Source organism: Bradyrhizobium liaoningense (assembly GCF_018130825.1).
Taxonomy (GTDB): Bacteria; Pseudomonadota; Alphaproteobacteria; order Rhizobiales; family Xanthobacteraceae; genus Bradyrhizobium; species Bradyrhizobium liaoningense_B.
The window spans coordinates 381670-404074 of the sequence record NZ_JAFCJS010000006.1 but is presented as its reverse complement, the minus strand read 5'-3'; the positions used below and the strand labels follow the sequence as shown (position 1 = coordinate 404074).

General features: G+C 65.1%; 17 protein-coding genes. 6 read left to right on the top strand and 11 right to left on the bottom strand.

Features of this window, described 5'->3' with window-relative positions:
• Positions 1–87: 87 nt before the first annotated feature.
• The 3 genes from JQ603_RS26700 to JQ603_RS26690 are packed head-to-tail and all read right to left on the bottom strand — an operon-like array spanning position 88 to position 2234.
• The gene (locus tag JQ603_RS26700; RefSeq protein ID WP_212343655.1) at positions 88–459 is read right to left on the bottom strand and encodes a DUF6285 domain-containing protein; all 372 of its coding nucleotides are present in this window, start codon (positions 457–459) and stop codon (positions 88–90) included.
• Between the two features lie 3 nt (positions 460–462).
• Complete coding sequence (locus JQ603_RS26695) at positions 463–1449, bottom strand: phosphotransferase family protein (protein WP_212343654.1); 987 nt, start codon at positions 1447–1449, stop codon at positions 463–465.
• Positions 1446–2234 carry an enoyl-CoA hydratase/isomerase gene (locus JQ603_RS26690; protein ID WP_212343653.1) on the bottom strand — a complete coding sequence of 263 codons (789 nt, stop codon included), beginning with the start codon at positions 2232–2234 and terminating at the stop codon, positions 1446–1448. Before JQ603_RS26690 ends, JQ603_RS26695 begins: the two co-directional genes overlap by 4 nt.
• Before the next feature lie 167 nt (positions 2235–2401).
• Between JQ603_RS26690 and JQ603_RS26685 the strand changes: the two genes are divergently transcribed.
• The 4 genes from JQ603_RS26685 (at position 2402) to JQ603_RS26670 (ending at position 6041) form a co-directional block, all read left to right on the top strand.
• Positions 2402–3181 (top strand): SDR family NAD(P)-dependent oxidoreductase, encoded by a 780-nt coding sequence (locus JQ603_RS26685; RefSeq protein ID WP_212343652.1) that lies wholly within the window; start codon positions 2402–2404, stop codon positions 3179–3181.
• 108 nt (positions 3182–3289) lie between these two features.
• A complete protein-coding gene (locus JQ603_RS26680) occupies positions 3290–3670 on the top strand; it encodes a VOC family protein (RefSeq protein ID WP_212343651.1) in 381 nt (126 codons plus the stop codon).
• A gap of 324 nt (positions 3671–3994) precedes the next feature.
• Positions 3995–5272 carry an acyl-CoA dehydrogenase family protein gene (locus JQ603_RS26675; RefSeq protein WP_212343650.1) on the top strand — a complete coding sequence of 426 codons (1278 nt, stop codon included), beginning with the start codon at positions 3995–3997 and terminating at the stop codon, positions 5270–5272.
• A 151-nt stretch (positions 5273–5423) separates the two neighbouring features.
• Positions 5424–6041 carry a flavin reductase family protein gene (locus JQ603_RS26670; RefSeq protein ID WP_212343649.1) on the top strand — a complete coding sequence of 206 codons (618 nt, stop codon included), beginning with the start codon at positions 5424–5426 and terminating at the stop codon, positions 6039–6041.
• 210 nt (positions 6042–6251) lie between these two features.
• Here JQ603_RS26670 and yghU read toward each other — a convergent pair whose 3' ends face one another.
• From yghU to JQ603_RS26655, 3 genes are all read right to left on the bottom strand, one after another.
• Positions 6252–7127 (bottom strand): glutathione-dependent disulfide-bond oxidoreductase, encoded by an 876-nt coding sequence (yghU, locus tag JQ603_RS26665; RefSeq protein ID WP_212343648.1) that lies wholly within the window; start codon positions 7125–7127, stop codon positions 6252–6254.
• Positions 7128–7228: 101 nt separating this feature from the next.
• Positions 7229–8905 (bottom strand): methyl-accepting chemotaxis protein, encoded by a 1677-nt coding sequence (locus JQ603_RS26660; RefSeq protein ID WP_212343647.1) that lies wholly within the window; start codon positions 8903–8905, stop codon positions 7229–7231.
• A 172-nt stretch (positions 8906–9077) separates the two neighbouring features.
• Positions 9078–10736, bottom strand: a complete 1659-nt coding sequence (locus tag JQ603_RS26655) for a flavin-containing monooxygenase (RefSeq protein WP_212343646.1) — start codon at positions 10734–10736, stop codon at positions 9078–9080.
• A gap of 253 nt (positions 10737–10989) precedes the next feature.
• Here JQ603_RS26655 and JQ603_RS26650 point away from each other — a divergent pair, with 253 nt between their 5' ends.
• Together JQ603_RS26650 and JQ603_RS26645 are read left to right on the top strand one after the other, a co-directional pair.
• Entirely contained in the window at positions 10990–12123 is a 1134-nt protein-coding gene (locus tag JQ603_RS26650; RefSeq protein ID WP_212343645.1) for a nitronate monooxygenase, read from the top strand.
• Positions 12124–12237: 114 nt separating this feature from the next.
• Entirely contained in the window at positions 12238–13755 is a 1518-nt protein-coding gene (locus JQ603_RS26645) for an acetyl-CoA acetyltransferase (RefSeq protein WP_212343644.1), read from the top strand.
• A gap of 102 nt (positions 13756–13857) precedes the next feature.
• Here JQ603_RS26645 and JQ603_RS26640 read toward each other — a convergent pair whose 3' ends face one another.
• From JQ603_RS26640 to otnI, 5 genes are all read right to left on the bottom strand, one after another.
• Positions 13858–15060 carry an efflux RND transporter periplasmic adaptor subunit gene (locus JQ603_RS26640; RefSeq protein ID WP_212343643.1) on the bottom strand — a complete coding sequence of 401 codons (1203 nt, stop codon included), beginning with the start codon at positions 15058–15060 and terminating at the stop codon, positions 13858–13860.
• On the bottom strand, positions 15047–18226 hold the full coding sequence (locus JQ603_RS26635) for an efflux RND transporter permease subunit (RefSeq protein ID WP_212343642.1): 3180 nt from the start codon (positions 18224–18226) through the stop codon (positions 15047–15049). Before JQ603_RS26635 ends, JQ603_RS26640 begins: the two co-directional genes overlap by 14 nt.
• Positions 18227–18485: 259 nt before the next feature.
• On the bottom strand, positions 18486–20177 hold the full coding sequence (locus JQ603_RS26630; protein WP_212343641.1) for a methyl-accepting chemotaxis protein: 1692 nt from the start codon (positions 20175–20177) through the stop codon (positions 18486–18488).
• Between the two features lie 164 nt (positions 20178–20341).
• Complete coding sequence (gene otnK, locus JQ603_RS26625; RefSeq protein WP_212343640.1) at positions 20342–21619, bottom strand: 3-oxo-tetronate kinase; 1278 nt, start codon at positions 21617–21619, stop codon at positions 20342–20344.
• Positions 21616–22398, bottom strand: a complete 783-nt coding sequence (otnI, locus tag JQ603_RS26620; protein WP_212343639.1) for a 2-oxo-tetronate isomerase — start codon at positions 22396–22398, stop codon at positions 21616–21618. The genes otnK and otnI overlap by 4 nt, the downstream gene beginning before the upstream one ends.
• Between the last annotated feature and the right edge of the window lie 7 nt (positions 22399–22405).

The window sequence follows — 22405 nt, the reverse complement described above, 5'->3', positions numbered from 1 at the left end:
TGGAGCGGAAGCGCAATCCGGGGCCACTGCATCGGTTCGCGAGATTTTCCCGGATTACGCTTCGCTCCATCCGGGCTACGAAGCCGCCTACCGCCCCAGCTCCCGCTTGTAGGAGGCATAGTTCGGCTGATCCACGGCCAGCTTATCCATCGTGGTCGCCCACAGGTGCTCGGCTAGGCCTGGCGTTGCCAGGTCGACCTCGCCCTTCGCGATACGATCGGCGAGCGCTTGGTTGAGCTCCGTCACCGAGCCGTCGATGCCGAGCAGCGCGCGCAGGCGCTCCACCTCACTCACATCACTCCCCTCCTCCTGCGTCAGCTGCCGCGTGACGAGATCGAGGATGTTGATGGCGACGCGGAGCTTGAAGGCCTGGTGGCCGGAGATCAGCGGCGTGATGTCGTTGCGGAGAAAATCGGCGACCGACTTGGTCAGCTCGATCGGCGTCGGTTCGTCCTGCATGCGTCAGCTCCCGCGCGGCGCCAGAAGCCGCAACAGATCGATCTCGGTTTCGGAGGCGCGGCGGCCGATCATGGCGCGCTCCATGGAATGGTCCGGGCCCTCGCGAAACCGCTGCATCATGCCGCCGCACATGATGCCCCAGCGCAGCGTGCCCATCACCTCCCAGAACTTTACGCGCGCAGGGTCAACTGTTCGGCCTGCAGCCTCGTAGCCGGCGAACAGCTCCTCGCGCGAGCCAAAGCCGCCGACGGGCTTGTCGATCTCGCCGAAGCGCCAGGAGTTCACGCAGACCCAGCCGAGATCCTCCATGGGGTCGCCGAGATGGGCGAGCTCCCAGTCGAGCACGGCGCGGACGCCATCCGCACCGATGATGAGATTGCCGTTGCGGAAATCGCCATGCACCAGCGTGGTCTCGACTGAGGGGCCGGGATCGTGGTCGCGCAGCCAGCGCAGCGCCAGCTCGAACACCGGCTTGGGCCAGTCCAGGCTGCGATAATCGCGTTCGAACTCGGAGATCTCCTGGGGCGCGGACCGGCTGCGCAGCTCGGGCAATTTATCCTGCGGCAGCCTGTGCAGGCCCGCAAGCACGCCGCCGATCTGCCGCGCAAGCAGTGGCCGCGCCGCGGCAAACTCCTCATCGCGAAGAATTTTGCGGGCGATGGTCTCGCCCTCGACGCGCTGCATGATGAAGCCGGTGCCGAGATCGTCCTCGGCCGTCAGCACATGCATCACGCGCGGCGACGGCACGCCGGCCTCGAAGGCGAGCTGCATCAGCTGCGCCTCGGCGGCAAGTCCCGCCGCTCGCGTCGGCGCTGCGCCATACCCCTTCGGCGAGCGGCGCAGGATTGCGCCGATCGGCCCGTCGGGATGCACGATGTCGAAGCGCCAGGTTTCCTGGCTGGCGCCGCCCGACAGCTTTGCCGCTCCGGTGACGCCGGTCGCGCCCGGGTACCAGCGCGCGACGCTGCGCGAAAGCTCGGCCTCGATCATTTGCCCTTGAACTGCGCGGGACGCTTCTCAAGAAACGCGCCGACCCCCTCGCGGAAATCCTGGGTATCGCCGGCGCGCAGCTGGCACTGGAATTCGAGATTGAGCTGGTCCTCGAAGGAATTTTCCGGGCTGTCCCAGTAGAGCTTGCGGATCAGCGACAGCGCCACCGTCGGACCGCTGGCGAGCTCGCGCGCGAGCTTCATCGCCTCCTCCATCAGCACGCCGTCATCGTAAACGCGGTTGACGAGGCCCCATTCCAGCGCCTTCTCGGCCGGCAGCCGCTCGCCCATCAGCGACAATTCGATCGAGCGCGCCTTGCCGATCAGGCGCGGCAAGAGCCAGGTCGAGCCGCAATCCGGCACGAGGCCGATGCGCCGGAACGCTTGAAGAAAGTAAGAGGAACGCGCGCATAAGATCATGTCGCCGAGCAGGGCGAAGCTCATGCCGGCGCCGGCGGCCGGCCCGTTGACCGCGGTGATGATGGGGCAGTGCAGATTGCGGATGCGACGCAGGAAGGGATGAAAGCCGGTTTCCAGCGTCAGGCCGGCCTTGGTCTTCTTCGACTGGTTGTTGCGGCCCTGCAGATTGGCGCCGGTGCAGAAGGCGCGGCCCGCGCCGGTCAGCACGACGCAGCGGACCTCGTCCTTCTTCTCCTCGATCGTGTCGAGCGCCTCGGCGAGACCGCCGAGCATGTCCATGGAGACCGCGTTCATCACCTCCTGATGGTCGAGCCTGAGGATCGCGACCGAGCCATCGAAATCGAGCGTGACGTGTTTGAACTGCATGGGTTTCCTCGTCAGTTGCGGCCTGCGTCAGTTTCGCAGGCCGGAATTAGTTTTGCCGGGGCGCATATTTGATTTTTGGCGCGCTCTTGTCCATGGTGATCGGAGCTTAGCAAGCAATCTTGTGCGCAGCGGCTGATGCGCCTTATGCCCAAAACAGGAAACGCGCCATGAACCTTTTCGACCTCACCGGACGCGTCGCCGTGATCACTGGCGGCAATGGCGGCATCGGGCTCGGCATCGCACAGGCGCTCGCCGGTCAGGGCTGCAACGTCTCGATCTGGGGCCGCAATGCTGACAAGAACAAGGCTGCTGCCGCGAGCATGGCGGGACTGTCAGGCAAGGTCGATACCCGCGTCTGCGACGTCACCGATCCGACCTCGGTCAACGCCGCGATGAAAGCCACGCTCGACACATTCGGCCGGGTCGATGGCTGCTTCGCCAATGCCGGCATCGGTGGCGGCGGACGGCGCTCCTTCATCGAGCGCACCGAGGAGGAATGGCGCACGATGTTTGCGACCAATCTCGACGGCGTGTTCCACGCGTTCCAGGCGGCGGCCAGGCACATGACCGAGCGCGCCAATGCCGGCGATCCCTTCGGCCGGCTGGTTGCGACCTCGAGCCTCGCTTCGATCTTCGGCACGGCGCGCAACGAACATTATGCGGCGACCAAGGCCGCGATCAACGCGCTGGTGCGCGCGCTCGGCGTCGAGCTGGCACGCCACGGCGTCACCGCGAACGCGATCCTGCCCGGCTGGATCAAGAGCGACATGACATCAGGTCTCATGGCCAACGAAAAATTCGTCGCCAACGTGATGCCGCGGATTCCGCAGCGCCGCTTCGGCGAAGCATCCGATTTCGGCGGCATCGCGGTGTACCTGATGAGCAAGGCGTCGTCGTATCACACGGCGGATACGTTCGTGATCGACGGCGGCTACACCGCGTTTTGATTTCGTAGCCCGGATGGAGCGAAGCGTAATCCGGGATTCCTAGAAGCAAGCAAGACCCGGATTTCGCTACGCTCCATCCGGCCTACAAACTCCGAGGGGACAGGGCAAATGTTTTCACACGTCATGATCGGCACCAACGACCTCGACAAGGCCAAGACGTTCTACGACCAGCTGCTGAGCACCCTCGATGTGCGGCCGGCCAGGGTCGACGGCCATCGCATCTTCTATATCACCAAGACCGGCGTGTTCTCGGTCTCGAAGCCGATCAACGGTGAGCCCGCGACCTGCGCGAACGGCGGCACCATCGGCTTTGCCGCCAACTCGCCTGAGCAGGTCGAGAAATGGCACGCCGCCGGTGTCGCCGCCGGCGGAACGCCGATCGAAAATCCGCCCGGCATCCGCGAGGGCGCGGGAAACAAGCTCTATCTCGCCTATTTGCGCGACCTCGACGGCAACAAGATCTGCGCGATGCATCGGATGCCGAACTAGGCCGGTCACACCCTCGGTGTCTGTCGTCCCGGCGAAGGCCGGGACCCACAACCACGCAACGATGTTGTTGCGCGAAACAGGTAACTCCGAGTCCCCGTAACCACAGCCGCCTGTGGTTATGGGTCCCGGATCTACGCGCGCTTAAGGCGCGCTTGTCCGGGACGACGTAGGGATAGAGTTCGCGTCCCATTCAAACAACATTTCAAACGCCTCGCGAAATTCCATCGCATGGCATAGCCCGCGTGAGAAAATACGCGCTCGCACTTTGGCGTCGCTACGACTATTCTTCGGGCCAGCACGAACTCAGCGCTCCCGGGAGGACCAATGACAAAACACACCTACATTCCCCGCACCACCAACTACACGCTCAATCCGGGCGACGAGCTCAACGATCTGCGCATGTCGGACCAGGTCCGGCCGCTTTACGATCACGTCAAGAAATTCATCCGCGACACCGTCGAGCCGATGTCGATCGAGTTTGCCAAGGCCGGCGAGGGCAAGGAGGATCGCTGGAGCTTCACGCCGAAGCAGCTCGAGGTGCTGGAGAAGGCCAAGAACAAGGCCAAGCAGGAAGGCCTCTGGAACTTCTTCCTGCCCGACGACGAGACCGGCCAGGGCCTGAAGAATCTCGACTACGCCTATATCGCCGCCGAGCTCGGCAAGAGCCCGCTGGCCTCCGAGACCATGAACTGCTCGGCGCCCGACACCGGCAACATGGAGGTGCTGGAGCGCGTCGGCACCAAGGAGCAGAAGGAGAAGTGGCTGAAGCCGCTGCTCAACGGCGAGATCCGCTCGGCCTATGTCATGACCGAGCCGAACGTCGCCTCCTCCGACGCCAAGAACATCTCGACGACCGCAAAGCTCGTCGGCGACGAATGGGTCATCAACGGCGAGAAGTATTACATCTCCGGTCTCGGCGATCCCCGCTGCAAGATCCTCATCGTGATGGTGAAGACCAATCCGGATGCGGCGCCGAGCAAGCAGCAGTCGCAGATCCTGGTGCCGCGCGACACGCCCGGCGTCGAGGTGCTCGGGCCCATGTACGTGTTCGGCCAGGACCACGCCCCGCGCGGCCACATGCACATGCGCTTCAACAATGTGCGCGTGCCGAAGGCGAACATGCTGCTCGGCGAAGGCCGCGGCTTCGAGATCTCGCAGCTGCGTCTCGGTCCCGGCCGCATCCATCACTGCATGCGCACCATCGGCAAGGCCGAGAAGGCGCTCGATCTGATGGTGCAGCGTGGCCTCACCCGCGAAGCTTTCGGCAAGAAGATCGCCCATCTCGGCGGCAACATGCAGATCATCGCGCAGGCCCGCTGCGAGATCGAGGCGATGCGGCTGATGGTGCTGAAGGCCGCCAAGGCGATGGACGTGCTCGGCAACAAGGAGGCCCGCGTCTGGGTCTCCATGGTCAAGGCCATGGTGCCCGAGCGCGCCTGCAAGATCATCGACCAGGCGATCCAGATGCACGGCGCCACCGGCATCTCGCACTGGACCCCGCTCGCCGAGATGTACCAGGACGTCCGCCACCTGCGCTTCGCCGACGGTCCGGACGAGGTGCACTGGATGGTGGTGGGACGGCACGAGCTGAGCATGGCGTGAGGCTTCGCCTCCTACCGCTCGGGAAGAGCCGTAGGGTGGGCAAAGGCGCGCACTTCGCGCGCCGTGCCCACCAGCTGCGGCCCGGCAAGAAGATGGTGGGCACGCTTCGCTTTGCCCACCCTACGAGACTTTCCCTCCCGCAGGAGCCCTCATGGACTACGCCGCCAGCGAGCTGACGCCACGCGAGCGCTACAAGGTGCTGACGTCCTTCATCCTGCCGCGGCCGATCGCGTGGGTGACCTCGGTCGGGCCGACCGGCGTCGTCAACGCTGCGCCGTTCAGCTTCTTCAACGCCTTCTGCGAGGATCCGCCGCTGTGCATGTTCGCGGCGAACCGCAAGCCGAACGGACAGGACAAGGACACGTTCCTCAACATCCAGCGCACCGGCGAGTTCGTGGTCAACATCGCCGACGAGCCGCTGGCCAAAGCCATGCATGAGAGCAGCGGCGACTTTCCGCCTGAGATCGGCGAGCCGGATTATCTCGGTTTGAGGCTCGCGCCTTCAACTGAGATCGCCGTACCGCGGCTTGCCGACGCGCCCTGGGCGATGGAGTGCAAGCTCTGGAAGCTGATCGACGTCAACGACGATCGCCGGCTGATCATGGGCGAAGGCATCCACTTCCACATCCGCGACGAGCTCTGGGACGACAAGGCGATGCGGGTGCACATGGACCGCTATCACCCGATCGGCCGCATGTTCGCCGACCGCTACTGCCGCACGGATGACCGCGTGGTGTTTCCGGCCGCGGAGGGTGTGAAGAAATCGTAGGCCGTAGGGTGGGCAAAGGCACAGAGCGCCGTGCCCACGTCTTTTGTGCGTACGGATGCCGGTCGGTGGGCACGCTTCGCTTTGCCCACCCTACGAGACTGAGATCGCAGTGAGACCTGTACCCCTCACCCGGATCGCGCCGGACGATGCTTCGCATCGCCGGGGGCATTCCGACCTCTCGCCGCAAGCGGGGAGAGGTAAGCAACCGCCCTACGTCGCGGGCGCGAGCTTGTCCTGCGTCTTCGTCTCGAAATCGCTGGCGTCGTGGCGCTCGTGGAGCTGGCTGGCGGGGTCGCCGGAGACGCGGTTGACCATGCGGCCGCGCTTCACGGCCGGACGCTTGGCGATCTGGTCGGTCCAGCGCTGCACGTTCTTGTAGTCCTGCACTGACAAAAATTCGCCGGCGCCGTAGACCAGCCCCTTGGCGAGCGCGCCGTACCAGGGCCATACCGCGATGTCGGCGATGGTGTACTCCTTGCCCGCGAGGTACTCATTGTCGGCAAGGCGCCGATCGAGCACGTCGAGCTGGCGCTTGGTCTCCATCGCGAAACGGTCGATGGCGTATTCGATCTTGAACGGCGCGTAGGCATAAAAATGGCCGAAGCCGCCGCCGAGATAGGGGGCGCTGCCCATCTGCCAGAACAGCCAGGACATCGCTTCGGTACGGGACTTGATATCTTTCGGCAGGAAGGCGCCGAACTTCTCGGCGAGGTAGAACAGGATCGAGCCGGACTCGAACACCCGGATCGGCTCCGGACCCGAGCGATCCATCAGCGCGGGGATTTTCGAGTTCGGATTGATGTCGACAAAGCCGCTGCCGAACTGGTCGCCATTGCCGATCCTGATCAGCCAGGCATCGTATTCGGCCCCCTTGTGGCCCAGCGCCAGCAGTTCCTCCAGCATCACCGTGACCTTCACCCCGTTCGGCGTCGCCAGCGAATAGAGCTGGAGCGGATGCTTGCCGACCGGCAGTTCCTTGTCGTGGGTGGGGCCGGCGATCGGGCGGTTGATGCTGGCGAACTGCCCGCCATTCTCCTTGTTCCAGGTCCAGACTTTGGGCGGCACGTAGGCGGGGGCGTCGGTCATGCGGGGGCTCCGGCGGAAAGATGCGCCTGCATTAATTAGCCCTGGGATGGCTGATGACAAGCCCTGCCGGCTCTGCGTCCGGCGCGGACCTCAAGCCGGCGTCATGCAGCCTTGACCTTGCCGAGGAAGTCCTGGACCAGGGAGCGCATCTGGTCGGCCTCATGTGACAGCGAGGTGGCCGCGGAGAGCATCTCCTGCGCAGCGCCGCCGCCGGAGCGGGCCGACTGGCTCACGCCCTCGATGTTCTTGGTCACCGTTCCGGTGCCGGCGGAGGCCTGCTCGGCGCTGCGGGCAATCGCCTGCGTCGCCGCGCCCTGCTCTTCCACCGCCGAGGCGACCGTGGTGTTGATCTGGCTGATCTCCTGGATGGTGCCGCCGATGGCGGTGATCGCATCGACCGCCTGCGCGGTCGCCTGCTGCACCGAGGCGATCTGCTGGCTGATCTCGTCGGTCGCCCGCGAGGTCTGCGCGGCGAGGCTCTTCACCTCGTTGGCGACAACGGCAAATCCGCGGCCGGCATCGCCCGCCCGTGCCGCCTCGATGGTCGCGTTCAGCGCCAGAAGGTTGGTCTGGCTGGCGATCTGGTTGATGAGGTCGATCACCTCGCCGATGCGGCGCGCCGCTTGCTGCAGGCCGCCGACGATGTCGTTGGTGCGGTTGGCCTGGTCCACCGCCTTGTGGCTGACCTGGGAGGCCAGCGAGACCTGCCTGGAAATCTCGTGGATCGACGAGGTCAGCTCCTCGGCAGCCGAGGCCACCGTCTGCACGTTGGCCGAGGCCTGCTGCGCGGCCGCGGCCACCGTCATCGCCTGCTCGCCGGTCTGGCCGACGGTGGAGGACAGGCCGCCCGCGGTCGCCTGCATGCGGCTCGCCGCATCGGCCACGCCGCCGATGGCGGAACTTGCCGCTGTATCGAAGTCCTGCGCCAGCCCCATGATGTAGGCGGCGTGCCGCTCCTTGGCCTGCCGCTCCTCCTCCTGGCGCGCGCGCATCTCGTCGGCCGCGATCATGCCCTCCCTAAACACGAGCACCGCGCGAGCCATGGCACCGACCTCGTCGCGCCGTTCCGTCGCCGGCACTTCGGTCGTGGTGTCGTTCTGGGCGAGACGGCCCATCGCCTTGTCGAGCGCGAGCAGCGGCCTGGCGATCGCCGAGCGCAGCACGAAGCCGGCTGCGGCCGCCAGCGCCATCATCACCAGCAGCACGATCACGATCACGGTGCGCGCATTGTCATAGGTCCATTCCGCCGTGGCGACGGAACGGCCGGCGCCATCCGTGTTGACCTTCACGAGCTTGTCGGCGTCTTCGAGCAGCTCACGAAACTGGCTTCTGCCGGCAAAGAAGGCTTCCCTGGCGCCATCGGGATTGGTGGCAAGCATATCCAGCGCCTTGTCCGATTCCAGGAAGGCGGTGTAGTGGGCGCTGAGACGCTTGAGCGCGGCCTGCTCCTCCGGCGAGGTCACGAACGCCTCATAGGATTTGAGGCTGTCGGTCACGGTCTGCTCGATCTTGCGCAGGGTCTGGCGGATCTCCTCGCGATCGCTTTCCTTGGCCATCAGCACCGAGAGCTGGTTGGTCCGGATGCGGGCGATCTGGTATTGCAGGCCCCTCGCCTTGTCGACGCTGGGGAGCCAGTTGCCGGACAGCTCACGCGCCGCGCCTTGCAGGTCGGACAGCGATTTCAGCGCGAAGCCGCCGAGCACGACGACCAGCAGCACGACTGCCGAAAATGTGAGCAGGAGCTTGCGCCCAACAGACATGTTGTTGAACCAAGCCATCACACTCTCCATTCCAGCTAGACATTCGCGTCTACGCGCAATCGTTGTAATGGAGGTCACTTACCGAATAATTACGTTTCGCTTCCTGGATGCGCTGAAATGTTGAGCGCGCCGGCATCACTGCCGACGCGCTCTTCGGATGCTTTGCGCCGCCTCTCGCGGCATCCGCAAACTAGCCTGACATTGCCCTGCGAGGCTGGGCCTCGGCCTCCATCACGAAGCCTTCATACCCCTTCGCCGCGACCTCGTCGCAGATCCGGCGGTAGGCGCCGACGCCGCCGATATAGGGCATGAAGATGCGCGGCTTGCCGGGGATGTTGGCGCCCATGTACCAGGAATTGGCCTGCGGATAGAGCGTGCCCTGGGCGACCTCGTTGACGTGCGCGACCCATTTCTCCTCGGCATCCCTGCCCGCCTCCATCGCGGCAAGGCCCTGCTTGCGCATGTGGATCAGGCAATCGGCGATCCAGTCGACATGCTGCTCGATCGACACGATCATGTTCGACAGAACCGACGGGCTGCCGGGGCCGGTGATGATGAAGAGGTTCGGAAAGCCCGCGCTCATCAGGCCGAGATAGGTTTTCGGACCCTCCGTCCATTTCTGGTTCAACGTTTGCCCGGCCGGGCCGTGAATGTCGATCTTCGCGACCGATCCGGTCATCGCATCGAAACCGGTCGCCAACACCAGCGCGTCGACTTCGTGATTCCTCCCCGCGACGCGAACCGCATTCGCGGTGATCTCTTGAATCGGATTGGTCTTGATATCGACCAGCGAGACGTTCGGCCGATTGAAGGTCTTGAAGTAGTCGGTATCGATGCAGATACGCTTGGTGCCGATCGGATGGCTGTTCGGCTGGAGCAGCTTTGCGGTCGCGGGGTCTTTCACGATCTCGGCGATCTTGCCACGCACGAAATCCGCTGCGGTGTCGTTGGCGGTTCGGTCGAGGCCGAGATTGTTGTAGACATACATGAAGGTGAGTCCGCCACGGTCCCAACGCTTCTCGTATTTGCCGCGCCTGGTCTCGTCGCTGTCGTCGAGCGCACCGCGGTCGGGCTGCTCGGCATAGATGCCGTTGCGTGCGACCTCGCGGGCGAAGCGGCGGATCTCCGGATAGCTCTTGCGGAACGCATCGCGTTCCCCCGTGGTGAGCGCGGCGTTACGGGCCGGAATCGAGAAGTTCGCGGTGCGCTGGAATACGGTGAGATGTTTCGCCTGCTCGGCGATGATGGGCGCCGACTGGATGCCTGACGATCCCGTGCCGATCAGGCCGACGCGCAAGCCGGTGAAGTCGACGTCTTCGTGCGGCCAGCTTCCGGTGTGGTAGACGGCCCCCCCAAAGTTTTCGAGGCCTTCGATGTCGGGCTTGCGCGCGTTCGAGAGGCAGCCGGTGGCGAGCACAACGAACTGCGCTTGAACCGTTCTGCCGTCGGAGACAGTCACCGACCAGCGCTTCGCTTGCTCGTCGAAGACGGCGCGCTCGACGCTGGTGTTGAACTGGATGTCGCGGCGCAGATCGAAACGGTCGGCGACATGGTTGGCGTATTTCAGAATCTCTGCTTGCGGCGCATAGCGCTCGCTCCAGTCCCATTCCTGCTGGAGCTCGTCGGAGAAGGAGTAGGAATATTGCATGCTCTCGACATCGCAGCGCGCGCCGGGATAGCGGTTCCAGTACCAGGTGCCGCCGACGCCATCGCCCTGCTCGTAGACCCGTGCCGAGAAGCCGAGCCCGCGCAGGCGGTGCAGCATATACATGCCGGCAAAGCCTGCGCCGACGACGACAACGTCGTAGGACTCCTCGGCCTCGGCCGGACTCGACTGCGCTGGCGACATCGGTTGGCGCTCCCTCGTTGTTTTCTGTTGTTGTGCGCCAGCATTCTCTGAGGGATGCCGAAGCGCAAGAGGCAAATCGGCGGACCCAGGCCTGCTTATTTTGTGCAGCGGAATGGGCCGCGCGTCATGCGGCGCCTGCACGCAAGATGCGCAACCGAATCCGGCATGGCATCGCGGGCGATGATGAGTTAGCGTCGAACGGCCTTCGCAGGGAAAGCAACAACAGCAACGCGAGGGCCGCCGGGAGAGAACCATGAAATCGCCGATCTGCGACATGCTGGGCATCGAGTTCCCGCTGCTCGCATTCAGCCATTGCCGCGACGTCGTTGCCGCCGTCAGCCGCGCCGGCGGCTTCGGTGTGTTAGGTGCCACCGTGCACACGCCCGATACGCTCGAACGCGAGCTGAAATGGATCGACGATCACATCGACGGCAAGCCCTACGGCATCGACGTGCTGATCCCCGAGAACATCTCCACGGCGGGCGAGAAGGACGTCACCTGGAAGAGCCTGGAAGCGCGCGTGCCGCAAGAGCACCGCAACTACACGCGCGACCTTCTGAAGAAATACGATATCGAGCTGACCACCACCGACGTGGCAGACAATCAGCCGCAGCCGTTCGACGGCAAGACGGCGCTTCAATTGCTCGAGGTCTCCTTCAATCATCCGATCCGCCTGATCGCCAATGCGCTGGGCGTGCCGCCGAAGGCGATGATCGAGATGGGCAAGAAGCACGGCGTGCCGGTCGCAGCGCTCGTCGGCGCCAAGGAGCATGCTTTGCGCCAGGTCGCAGCCGGCGTCGACATCCTCGTGGTGCAGGGCACCGAGGCCGGCGGTCATTGCGGCGAGGTCTCGACCATGGTGCTGGTGCCGGAGGTGATCAAGGCGATCAAGCCGATCCGCGACGTGCCGGTGCTGGCTGCCGGCGGCATCATGACGGGACGGCAGATGGCGGCCTGCATGGCGATGGGCGCGGCCGGCGCCTGGACCGGCTCGGTGTGGCTCGCCACCGTCGAGGCCGAGACCACGGAGATCTTCCGCGAGAAGATGATCGCGGCCTCCTCGCGCGATGCGGTGCGCTCGAAGGGCCGCACCGGCAAGCCGGCGCGGCAATTACGTTCGGTCTGGACCGATGCCTGGGACCGCGCGCCGGACAGCCCGGGCGCGCTGCCGATGCCGCTGCAAAGCATCGTCAGCCGCGACGCCTTCAACGCCATCGACCGCGCGGCCGCAAGCGGCAACGCCAAGGCGCGCGACCTCGTCAGCTATTTTGTCGGCCAGGGCGTCGGGCTGATCGACAGCGTGAAGTCGGCGGGAGCGGTGGTGCAGGAGTTCAAGGAAGAGTTTGCCGAAGCCGTCGAGCACATGAATGCGCTGGTGGCGGAGTAGGCCCCTCCTGTCATTGCGAGCGCAGCGAAGCAATCCAGGCTGCCGCCGCGGAACGATTCTGGATTGCTTCGCTACGCTCGCAATGACGAAACAACTGACATCGTGAATTGAAGCATGACAGACAAGACCAATATCCCCGAAGACCGCATCCCCGTCATCGTCGGCATCGGCGAGATCGTCGACCGCCCCAGGGAGATCACCGAGGGCCTCGAGCCGCTCGATCTGCTCGAGCAGGCGCTGCGACGCGCCGAGCAGGATGCCGGCGCAAAGCTGCTCGGTGAGGTGCAGTCGCTCGACGTCGTCAACTTCCTGAGCTGGCGCTATCGCGATCCGGAGAAGCTTTTGGCTCAGCGCCTCGGCGTCTCGCCCCAGCATTGCTATTACGGCCCGGTCGGTGGCGAGAGCCCGATCCGCTACATACACGAAGCGGCAAAGCGCATCGCGCGCGGCGAATGCAGCGTCGCCGCGATCTGCGGCGCGGAGGCGCAGTCGACAGCGACCAAGGCGGAGCGCGCCGGGACAAAACTGCCATGGACACCGTTCGCCCATGACGTCGAGGAGCCCAAACGCGGCGCAGCGTTCCAAAAGCCGCTGGCGGTCAAGCTCGGCGTGTTCCGACCGGTCACCGTCTATCCGTTCTATGAAGCCGCCTCCGCCGCGCATTGGGGCCAGACGCCGCGCGAAGCGATGGCCGAGTCGGGCACGTTGTGGTCGCGCTATTCGGAAGCCGCCGCACAAAATCCCAATGCCTGGCTGAAGCGGCGCTATGCGCCTGAGGAGATCACGACGCCGACGGCGGACAACCGGCTGATCGCGTGGCCCTACAACAAGCTCATGGTCGCCAACCCCAGCGTCAACATGGGCGGCGCGCTGCTGCTGACCAGCCTTGCCAAGGCGCGCGCGGCAGGCATCGCCGAGGATAAGCTGGTCTATCCCCTCGGCGGCGCCTCGGCCGAGGAGCCTCGCGACTATCTGCTGCGCGACCAGTTCTACGAGAGCCATCCACAGAACGCCGTGCTGAAAGCGGTGACGGACCTCGCCGGGGGCGATGGCAGAAAATTCGACGCGATCGAGCTCTACAGCTGCTTCCCCTGCGTGCCCAAGATGGCGCGGCGGACGCTGGGGCTTTCGGCCGACGTGCAGCCGACCGTGACCGGCGGCCTCACCTTCTTCGGCGCGCCGCTCAACACTTACATGACGCATGCGGCTTGCGCGATGGTGCGGCGTGTGCGCGATGGCGCAAAACTCGGCCTGCTCTACGGGCAAGGCGGCTTCGTCACCAAGCATCACGCGCTGGTCGTGGCGAAGGCGCCGACGCGCGAGGCGCTGACGCAGGAGACGAGCGTGCAAGGCGAGGCCGATCGCAACAAGCGCGCGGTGCCGGAGTTCATGACGGAAGCCTCGGGCAAGGGCAAGGTCGAGAGCTTTACGGTGCTCTACGGCCGTGGCGGCGAGGTCGAGCACGGCGTGGTGATGCTGCGGACGCAGGACGATCGCCGTACGCTGGCGCGGATTCCGGCGAGCGATAGCGCGACGCTGGGGCACTTGCTGAACATGGATCGCACGCCGGTAGGCTCGACTGGCGAAATCATCATGGCAGCCGATGGCGTGCCGGAGTGGCGGGTGGCGTAGCTCTCGTAGGGTGGGTTAGCCGAAGGCGTAACCCACCAACTTTGTTCCCGCGCAAGAAGTGGTGGGTTACGCCTTCGGCTAACCCACCCTACAAGACCGAGCCTAGCTTTTCGGCGGCTGCTTCTCCGACGCGGTCGCCGGCTTGCCCTTGGCGCCGGCGCCGACGACGCGGACCTGATCGCCATCCGACAGGCCGTCCGGCGGGGCCGTGATGACGCGGTCATCGGCAGCTATGCCCGAGGCGAGCTCGATCTCGCGGCCGAGATCGCGGGCGATGGTCACGGTCTTGAACAGCACCTTGTCGTCCGCACCGACGGTCGCAACGCGCAGGCCACTGCCGTTGAAGATCAAGGCGCTGGCGGGAATGCTGAGCGGCGCGGAGTCGCGCTGCAGGCTCAGCTTCACGCTGGCATAACCGCCGGGCATCAACTCGCCCGAAGAGTTATCCAATCCAAGCTGCATGCGCGTGGTGCCCGAGGCAACGTCGACGGCCTGCGAGGAGGCCTCCACCGTCGCCTGGAAAGTCCGGTTCGGGTACTCCGGCAGCGCGATGGTGGCCTTGGCGCCGATCTTGATCGCCGGGACGTAATTTTGGGGCACGTTGACGTAGACGCGCAGCTTGGTGATGTCTGATATCACGAACATCGCCGGGCCCGAGCCGCCGCCGGCATTGATCAGCGCGCCGACGTCGGTATCGCGCGCCGTCACCACGCCGTCGAATGGCGCGGTGATCTTCTTGTAGCCGGCGAGCGCTTCCAGCCGCTCGACATTGGCCTTGCCCGAATTGACGGCGGCGTTCTTGTTGGAGAGATCGGCGGTGCGTTCGTCGATTTCCTGCGCGGAGACGAAGTTGGAGGCGACCAGCGTCTTGCGCCGGTTCAGCGTTGCTTCCGACAGCCTGGCGCTGGCCTGCTGGCTCGCGAGGTCGGCGCGGGCCTGAAGCAGCTGCTGGTCGAGGTCCGGCGCCTCGATCTCGGCGATCACCTGCCCTGCCTTGACGCGGGCGCCAATGTCGGCGCTCCAGCTTTTGAGATAGCCGCTCACGCGGGCGAAGATCGGCGCGCGATAATAGGCCTCGAGCCGCCCCGGCAGATCGATGGTGGCGTTCAGGGCCTTGGCATTCGGCAGTGTCACCGCGACACTGGGAACCGCCTGATCATCGGTCCATTCCTTCAGCTTGGAGCCTTGTTCCTCGCGGGCGCGGATGCCGGTGCCGACGACAAGGCCTGCCGCAATCAGCGCCACCACGCCGAAAATGCCCAGTTTCCGGTGCGACACCGCCGAGCGGGATTCAGTGGGCGACATGCGGGGTCTCCAATGAGGCGGCGGCTTTGGCGCCTTGTTTCTTGTGGACCATGCTGAATACCACGGGAACGAACATCAGCGTGGCGAAGGTTGCAAAGATCAGGCCGCCGATCACGGCACGGCCGAGCGGCGCGTTCTGCTCGCCGCCCTCGCCCAGCCCCAGCGCCATCGGCGCCATGCCGATGATCATGGCGAGCGCGGTCATCAGGACGGGGCGGAACCGGACGAAGCCGGCTTCCAGCGCCGCGGCGATGGGATCGCCGAGCTCCTCATAACGCTCGCGCGCAAAGGAGATCACGAGCACGCTGTTGGCGGTGGCAACGCCCATGCACATGATGGCGCCGGTGAGCGCCGGAACCGAGAGCGTCGTCTCCGTCATGAACAGCATCCAGACGATGCCGGCGAGCGCGGCCGGCAGCGCCGTGATGATCACGAACGGATCGGACCAGGACTGGAAATTCACCACGATCAGGAAGTAGATCAGCACGACGGCACCCAGCAGGCCGAACAGCAGGCCGGTGAAGGCGCTGTTCATGGTCTGCACCTGGCCGAGCAGCACCACGGAGGAGCCCTTCGGCACCTCCTTCGCGGTGTCGGCGATCACCTTGCGGATGTCGGCGGCGACCGCGCCGAGATCGCGGCCCGAGGTCGTGGCGAAGATCTGCACCATCGACTGGATGTCGTATTGCGACACCACCGCGCTGGAGGTCGAGCGCTTGATGTCAGCAATGCCGCCCAGGATCGGCGACTGCGCATTGCCTGCCGCGGTGATCGGCAGGGTCTGCAGCGCGCTGAGCGAGTCGATCTGGTATTGCGGCGTCTGCATCACGATCGAATAGGACACGCCGTTGTCGGGGTTGAGATAGTAGGTCGGCGCGACCTGCGAGGATCCGGCGAGATTGACCACGAGGCTGTTGGTGACGTCGCGCTCGGTCAGGCCGACATACTGGGCGCGGGTGCGGTCGACATCGATGTTGAAGGTCGGGTTGCTCGGCGATTGCTGGATGCGCGCATCGGCCACGCCCGGAATGCGCCGGACCTTCGCCAGCAGATTGTTGGCATAGGCAAAGTTGGCGGCAAGATTGGCGCCGCGGATCTGCAGGTCGATCGGCGCCGGCGCGCCGAAATTCAGGATCTGGCTGACGATGTCGGCCGGCAGGAAGGCGAAGCTGACGCCGGGGAACAGGCGCGGCAGCTGCTCGCGCAGCACCTTCACATGCTCCTCGGTCGGCTTGTGGCCCTCCTTCAGCTTGATCTGGATGTCGCCGTCCTGCGGACCGATCACGCCGGTGTTGTTGTAGGTCATGTTGATGCCGGAGATCGGCATGCCGATGTTGTCGGTCATGGTCTCGATCTCGCCCGGGATCAGCTTGCGCACCGCCTTCTGCACGTCGGCGAGCTGGTTGGCTGTCTCCTCGACGCGGGTGCCGACCTGGGTGCGGACATGCATCAGGATGTTGCCGGCATCGACCGCGGGGAAGAAGTTGCGGCCGAGGAATGGCACCAGCGCGAAGGACGCGCCGACCACGCAGATAAAACCGATCACGAACACGGCGCGATGCGCCAGCGCGAGCCCGAGGAAGTTATGGTAGCCGCCGCGAATGCGCTCGAACCGCTTCTCGAAACCGCGCTGGAACCATACCAGCGGATTACGCGACTTGGGCGGCTCGCCCTCGTGATGGACATGCGCCTTGAGCAGATAGTTCGCCATGGTCGGCACCAGCGTGCGCGACAGGATGAACGACCAGATCATCGCGAACATCACCGCTTCCGCCATCGGCACGAATAGGAAGCGCGCGACGCCGGTGAGGAAGAACATCGGCACGAACACGATGCAGATGCAGAGCAGCGAGACGAAGGCCGGCGTCACGATCTGGTTGGCGCCGTCGAGGATCGACTGCTCGACCGGCTTGCCCTGCTCCAGATGGTAATTGATGTTCTCGATCGTCACGGTGGCATCGTCGACGAGGATGCCGACCGCGAGTGCGAGGCCGCCGAGCGTCATGATGTTCAGCGTCTCGCCGATCGCCGACAGCATGATGATGGCGCCCAGCACCGAGAGCGGGATCGACACCGCGATGATGATGGTCGAGCGCCAGCTGCCGAGGAACAAGAGGATCATGACGCTGGTCAGCAGCGCCGCGATCACGCCCTCGAAGGCGACGCCTTGAATCGCCCCGCGGACGAACACCGACTGGTCGCCGATGAAGCCGATCTTTAGGGCGTCCGGCAGCTGGTCTTTGACCTCGATCACCTTCTGCTTGATGCCGGCGATGATATCGAGCGTCGAGGTCGCGCCCGCCTTCAGCACCATCATCAGCACCGAACGGTTACCGTCGACATGGACGATGTTGGTTTGCGGCGGATTGCCGTCGCGCACGGTCGCGACGTCGCGCACATAGACCATGGCGCCGTTGACGGTTTTGATCGGCAGATTTCCGAGCTCGTCGATCCGCAGCGGCGAGTTGTTGAGCTGGATGTTGTATTCGAACTGGCCGATCTTCTGGGTGCCGACTGGCGTGATCAGGTTCTGGGCAGCAAGCGCATTGGCGACGTCCTGGCCTGATAGCCCGCGGGCCTGGAGCGCGGTCGGATCGAGATCGATTTGGACCTGGCGCTGCTTGCCGCCGAACGGATACGGGATCGCCGCGCCGGGCACGGTGACCAGTGGCGTGCGGAGCTGGTTGATGCCGATGTCGGCGAGGTTCTGCTCGGTCAGGCCGTCGCCCGACAGCGCCACCTGGATGATCGGCACGGTCGAGGCGGAGTAGTTCAGGATCAAGGGCGGCGTTGCGCCCGGCGGCATCTGCTTGAGCAGCGTCTGCGAGATCGCCGTGACCTGGGCGTTGGCCGTGCGGATGTCGACGTTCGGCTGAAAGAAGATCTTGATGATGCCGAAGCCGTTATAGGAATTGGCGGTGATGTGCTCGATGTCGTTGACGGTCGTGGTCAGCGCGCGCTGGAACGGCGTGGTGATGCGGCCGGACATCTGGTCCGGCGGCAGGCCGGTGTACTGCCAGACCACGCCGATCACGGGGATGCGGATATCCGGGAAGATGTCGGTCGGCGTCCGCAGCGCTGCCAGCGGTCCGATGATCAGCAGCAGGAGCGCCAGCACGACAAACGTGTAGGGCCGGCTCAGGGCAATGCGAACCAGAGCAATCATGCGCCAGGCAATTCCAGGTCAGGCAGGGATACGGAATCCGCCCCCCACGGGGATCCTGTTTCCCCTTTAACCGAGCACCGCCGGAAACGCTAATAACCAGGCACTATCCTGCATTCACTTCCCTGCTACCGCACTGCGAAATCGACATCGCAGCTATGCGAGGGGAAGCACATCACGGCGTCGTCCCGGCCTGGTGCGCAATTGCGCACGGGGGGCCGGGACAACATAGGGGAGGCAGTTGGAGCCCGGCGTCGGCAGCTTACGCCGCGCGAACGTTGGTCAGGAACTTGCTGACCTCGGTCCTGAGCCGGTTCGAATCGTTCGACAGCATCTGCGCCGCCGACAGCACCTGCGAGGAGGCCGTGCCGGTCTCTGTGGCACCGCGCTGCACGTCGGTGATGTTGGAGGAAACCTGCTGGGTCCCCTGCGCCGCCTGCTGCACGTTGCGGGCGATCTCCTGCGTCGCCGCGCCCTGCTCTTCCACGGCCGCCGCGATCGCAGAGGAGATTTCCGACAGGCGCTCGATGGTCGAGGAGATCTCCTTGATCGCGCCGACCGAATCATTGGTTGCCGCCTGGATGCCGGAGATCTGCTGGCCGATCTCGCCGGTCGCCTTCGCGGTCTGCTCGGCCAGCGCCTTCACCTCGGAGGCGACCACGGCGAAGCCGCGGCCGGCTTCGCCCGCGCGCGCCGCCTCGATGGTCGCATTCAGCGCCAGCAGGTTGGTCTGGCCGGCGATGGTGTTGATCAGCTCGACGACGTCGCCGATGCGGGAGGCCGCCTTGGAGAGCTCGCTGACGCGCTCGGTGGTGGCACGGGCCTGGCCGACGGCATCGCCCGCCATCCGCGCCGATTCCTGCACCTGACGGCTGATCTCGCCAACGGACGAGGCCATCTCCTCGGTGGCCGAGGCCACCGACTGCACGTTGGTCGAGGCTTCCTCCGAAGCACCGGCAACGGTCGTCGCCAGCCGCTGCGAGCGGTCGGCGGTCGAGGTCAGCGTCGAGGCGGAAGCTTCGAGCTGGGACGAGGCCGATGAGACGGTCTGGACGATCTCGCCGATCATCGTTTCGAATTCGCGAGTGATGTTGTCGACGCGGCGGCCGCGCTCGATCTTGGCCTCGGCATCGGCCGCGGCGGCCTCGTCGGCGGCCTTCTTGGCGATCAGCGCCTCCTTGAAGACCTGGAGCACGTCAGCCATGGCGCCGATCTCCGTCTTCTCACCGCGGTGCGGGACCTCGGCAGAGAGGTCTCCCCTGCCCAGCGCCTGCATCGGCAGGGTGATGGAGTTGATACCGCTGGAGACGTCGTGGACGAGATAGAAGCCGACACCGATGCCGGCGATGACGGCGACGCCAAGGATGATCGAGAGCAGCATGAACGCGAAGGAATAGCTGTTGTCTGCATCCCGGGCGGCCTGGTCGCCACCTTTGGTGTTGAGATCGATGTCCTTGCGCAGAACCTCGTCGGACTGGATGCCGATCCTGTTGGCGGTCTTGACGTTCAGCTCATGCGCCTCGTGCGGGATCTTGCCGACCTCTTTGCGCGACAACGCAAAGACCTCGTCCGCGCTCTTCTTGTAGTCGTCCCACAGCTTGGACCATTCGGTATAGAGCGCCCGCTCCTCCGGCGAGGTGATCATGGTCTCGTAGCTCTGGCGGGCCTTGGCCAGGGTCTCGCCGGTGGTGACCGCGGTCTTTTCCATCGCGAGCTTTTCTTCCATGGTCTCGGCCAGCATGTGCTCGCGGACCACGCTGCGATAGGTGATGACAGAGGCCCGGAGCTCGCCCAGCACCCGCACGCTCGGCATCCAGCTCGTGGTGATGTCGACCGTGTTGGCGTTCATCGACCGCATCTTCGTGACGGCGAGCAGACCCATGCCGGCCATCGCGACCAGCAGGAACGCCACGACACTGATGATCTTGGCGCGGATGGAAATGGTGGCGAGCATAATCGGAGTCTCTTTGTGCTGGCGCGGTGCCAGAAGTTTACGAATCAACCAAAGGGAGCAGCACCGACATCCGACACCAGAGCACCTGCGCAGATGTTAACGACGACTCCGTACGAGTACGGAAGCCAGAAACAAATGAACAGGCAGCTAAGAATGCTCTGCGCTCAGCGCATGAGCCTAAGCGCGTCCGAGAAAAACTCCGCGCCGCCGAAATTTCCGGACTTCAGAGCGAGCAGCATGTCGCCCGCCTCTGCGCCGACCGCGCGCAGCACCGGGACTCCCGCAGCGATCTCTACTCCTACGAGAAATCCCGGAATTCTCAACCGGTCGACCACGGCGCCGGATGTCTCGCCACCGGCGACGATCAAGCGCCGGACGCCGGCCTGCACCAGCCCCTCGGCGATATCGGCCATGGCCTGCTCGATGGCATGGCCAGCGGCATCGCGGCCGTGGCGTGCCTGAACGGCGGCAACGGCTTCCGGCGTCGCGCTCGAAGCGATCAGCACCGGACCGTCGGCAAGCCGGGGTTTCGCCCAGGCGAGCGCGCGCTGTGCTTCGCCGGCGCCCGCGACGATCTGCTCGGGATCGAGATGCAACACCGGCATGACACGCTCGGCATTCGCGATCTGCTGAAGCGTCGCCTGCGAGCAGCTTCCGGCAAGACACGCCACCGATCCGCCGACCGCAGCGCCGGCTTCGTTGCTCGACGCAGCCGACTTGACCTTGCCGGTCGAGACCAGCGCCCGCGCCAGCCCGAGGCCGATGCCGGAGGCGCCGACCGACAACCGATGTTCGGCGGCCACGAGACCGATGGTCTCGAGGTCACGGTCGAAGACGGCGTCGATGATCGCAGCGCCGATGCCCTTGGCCGCGAGCTCCGCCAGCCGCGCCCGTACGGCGTCCGCGCCGCGCGTGACAGTGGCGAGATCGACGAGGCCGATTTGCGTCCTGCTCTGGCGCGCCAGCACGCGCACCAGGTTGGAATCGTGCATCGGGTTGAGCGGATGGTCCTTCAGCGGGCTCTCGTTCAGCGGCACCGCGCCGACGAAGAGGTTGCCCTGGTAGACGGTGCGGCCCGTCTCCGGAAAGGCCGGCGTCACCAGCACGTTCGCCTCGCCGCAGTCGGCGCGCAGCGCGTCCATGACGGGACCGATATTGCCGGCGTCGGTGGAATCGAAGGTCGAGCAGATCTTGAACAGCACATGGCTCGCGCCGCGGCCGCGCAGCCATTTGTCCGCCGCGCGCGAGCGCGATACGGCAAGGCCGGCCTCGATCGATCGGCTCTTCAAGGACACCACGACGGCATCGACCTCCGGCAGCGCCAGATCGTCGGAGGGCACGCCGATGGTCTGCACCGTGCGCAGGCCCGCGCGCGTCAGCGTGTTGGCGAGATCGGAGGCGCCGGTGTAGTCGTCGGCGATGCAACCAAGCGCAAGAGTCACGGCTTCACTCCCGCATAGGGCTTGAACCAGGCAAGGCCGTCAGTGGTCTTGCCGCGCGGATTGTATTCGCAGCCGACGAAGCCGGCATAGCCGAGCCGGTCGAGCTCTTCGAACAGGAATGGATAGTTCAGCTCCTCGCCGTCGGGCTCGTTGCGCGAGGGAATGCTGGCGATCTGGATGTGTCCGATGATCGGCATCATCTCGCGCAGCCGCATGGTGACGTCGCCGTGGATGATCTGGCAGTGATAGATGTCGAACTGGAGCCTCAGGTTCGGCAGCCGCAGCTCCTGGATCAGGTCGCGCGCGAAGCCGAAATCGTTGAGGAAGTAGCCCGGCACGTTGCGGGCATTGATCGGCTCGAGCACGATGTCGATGCCGTGCGGCGCGAAGAATTCGGCGGCCCACGCCACCGACTTGTAGAATGCCTCGATCGCGACGCGCTCGCCGCGATTGGCGATGCCGGCCATCAGGTGCAGTCGCTTGACTCCGGTTGCCTTGGCGTAGGGCAGCGCGGTCTCCAGGCTCGCCTTGAGATCATTGAAGCGCGCCGGCAGCGCCGCAAAACCCTTCTCGCCGGCATTCCAGTCGCCCGGCGGCAGGTTGAACAGCGCCTGGGTGAGGCCGTTGCGCTTGAGCCGCTCGCCGACCACCTCGGCCGGATGCTCGTAGGGAAAGAGGAATTCGACGGCCGTGAATCCCGCTTGCGCGGCGGCATCGAAGCGGTCGAGGAACGGCACCTCGGTGAACATCATCGAGAGGTTGGCGGCGAAACGGGGCATTGCAAAT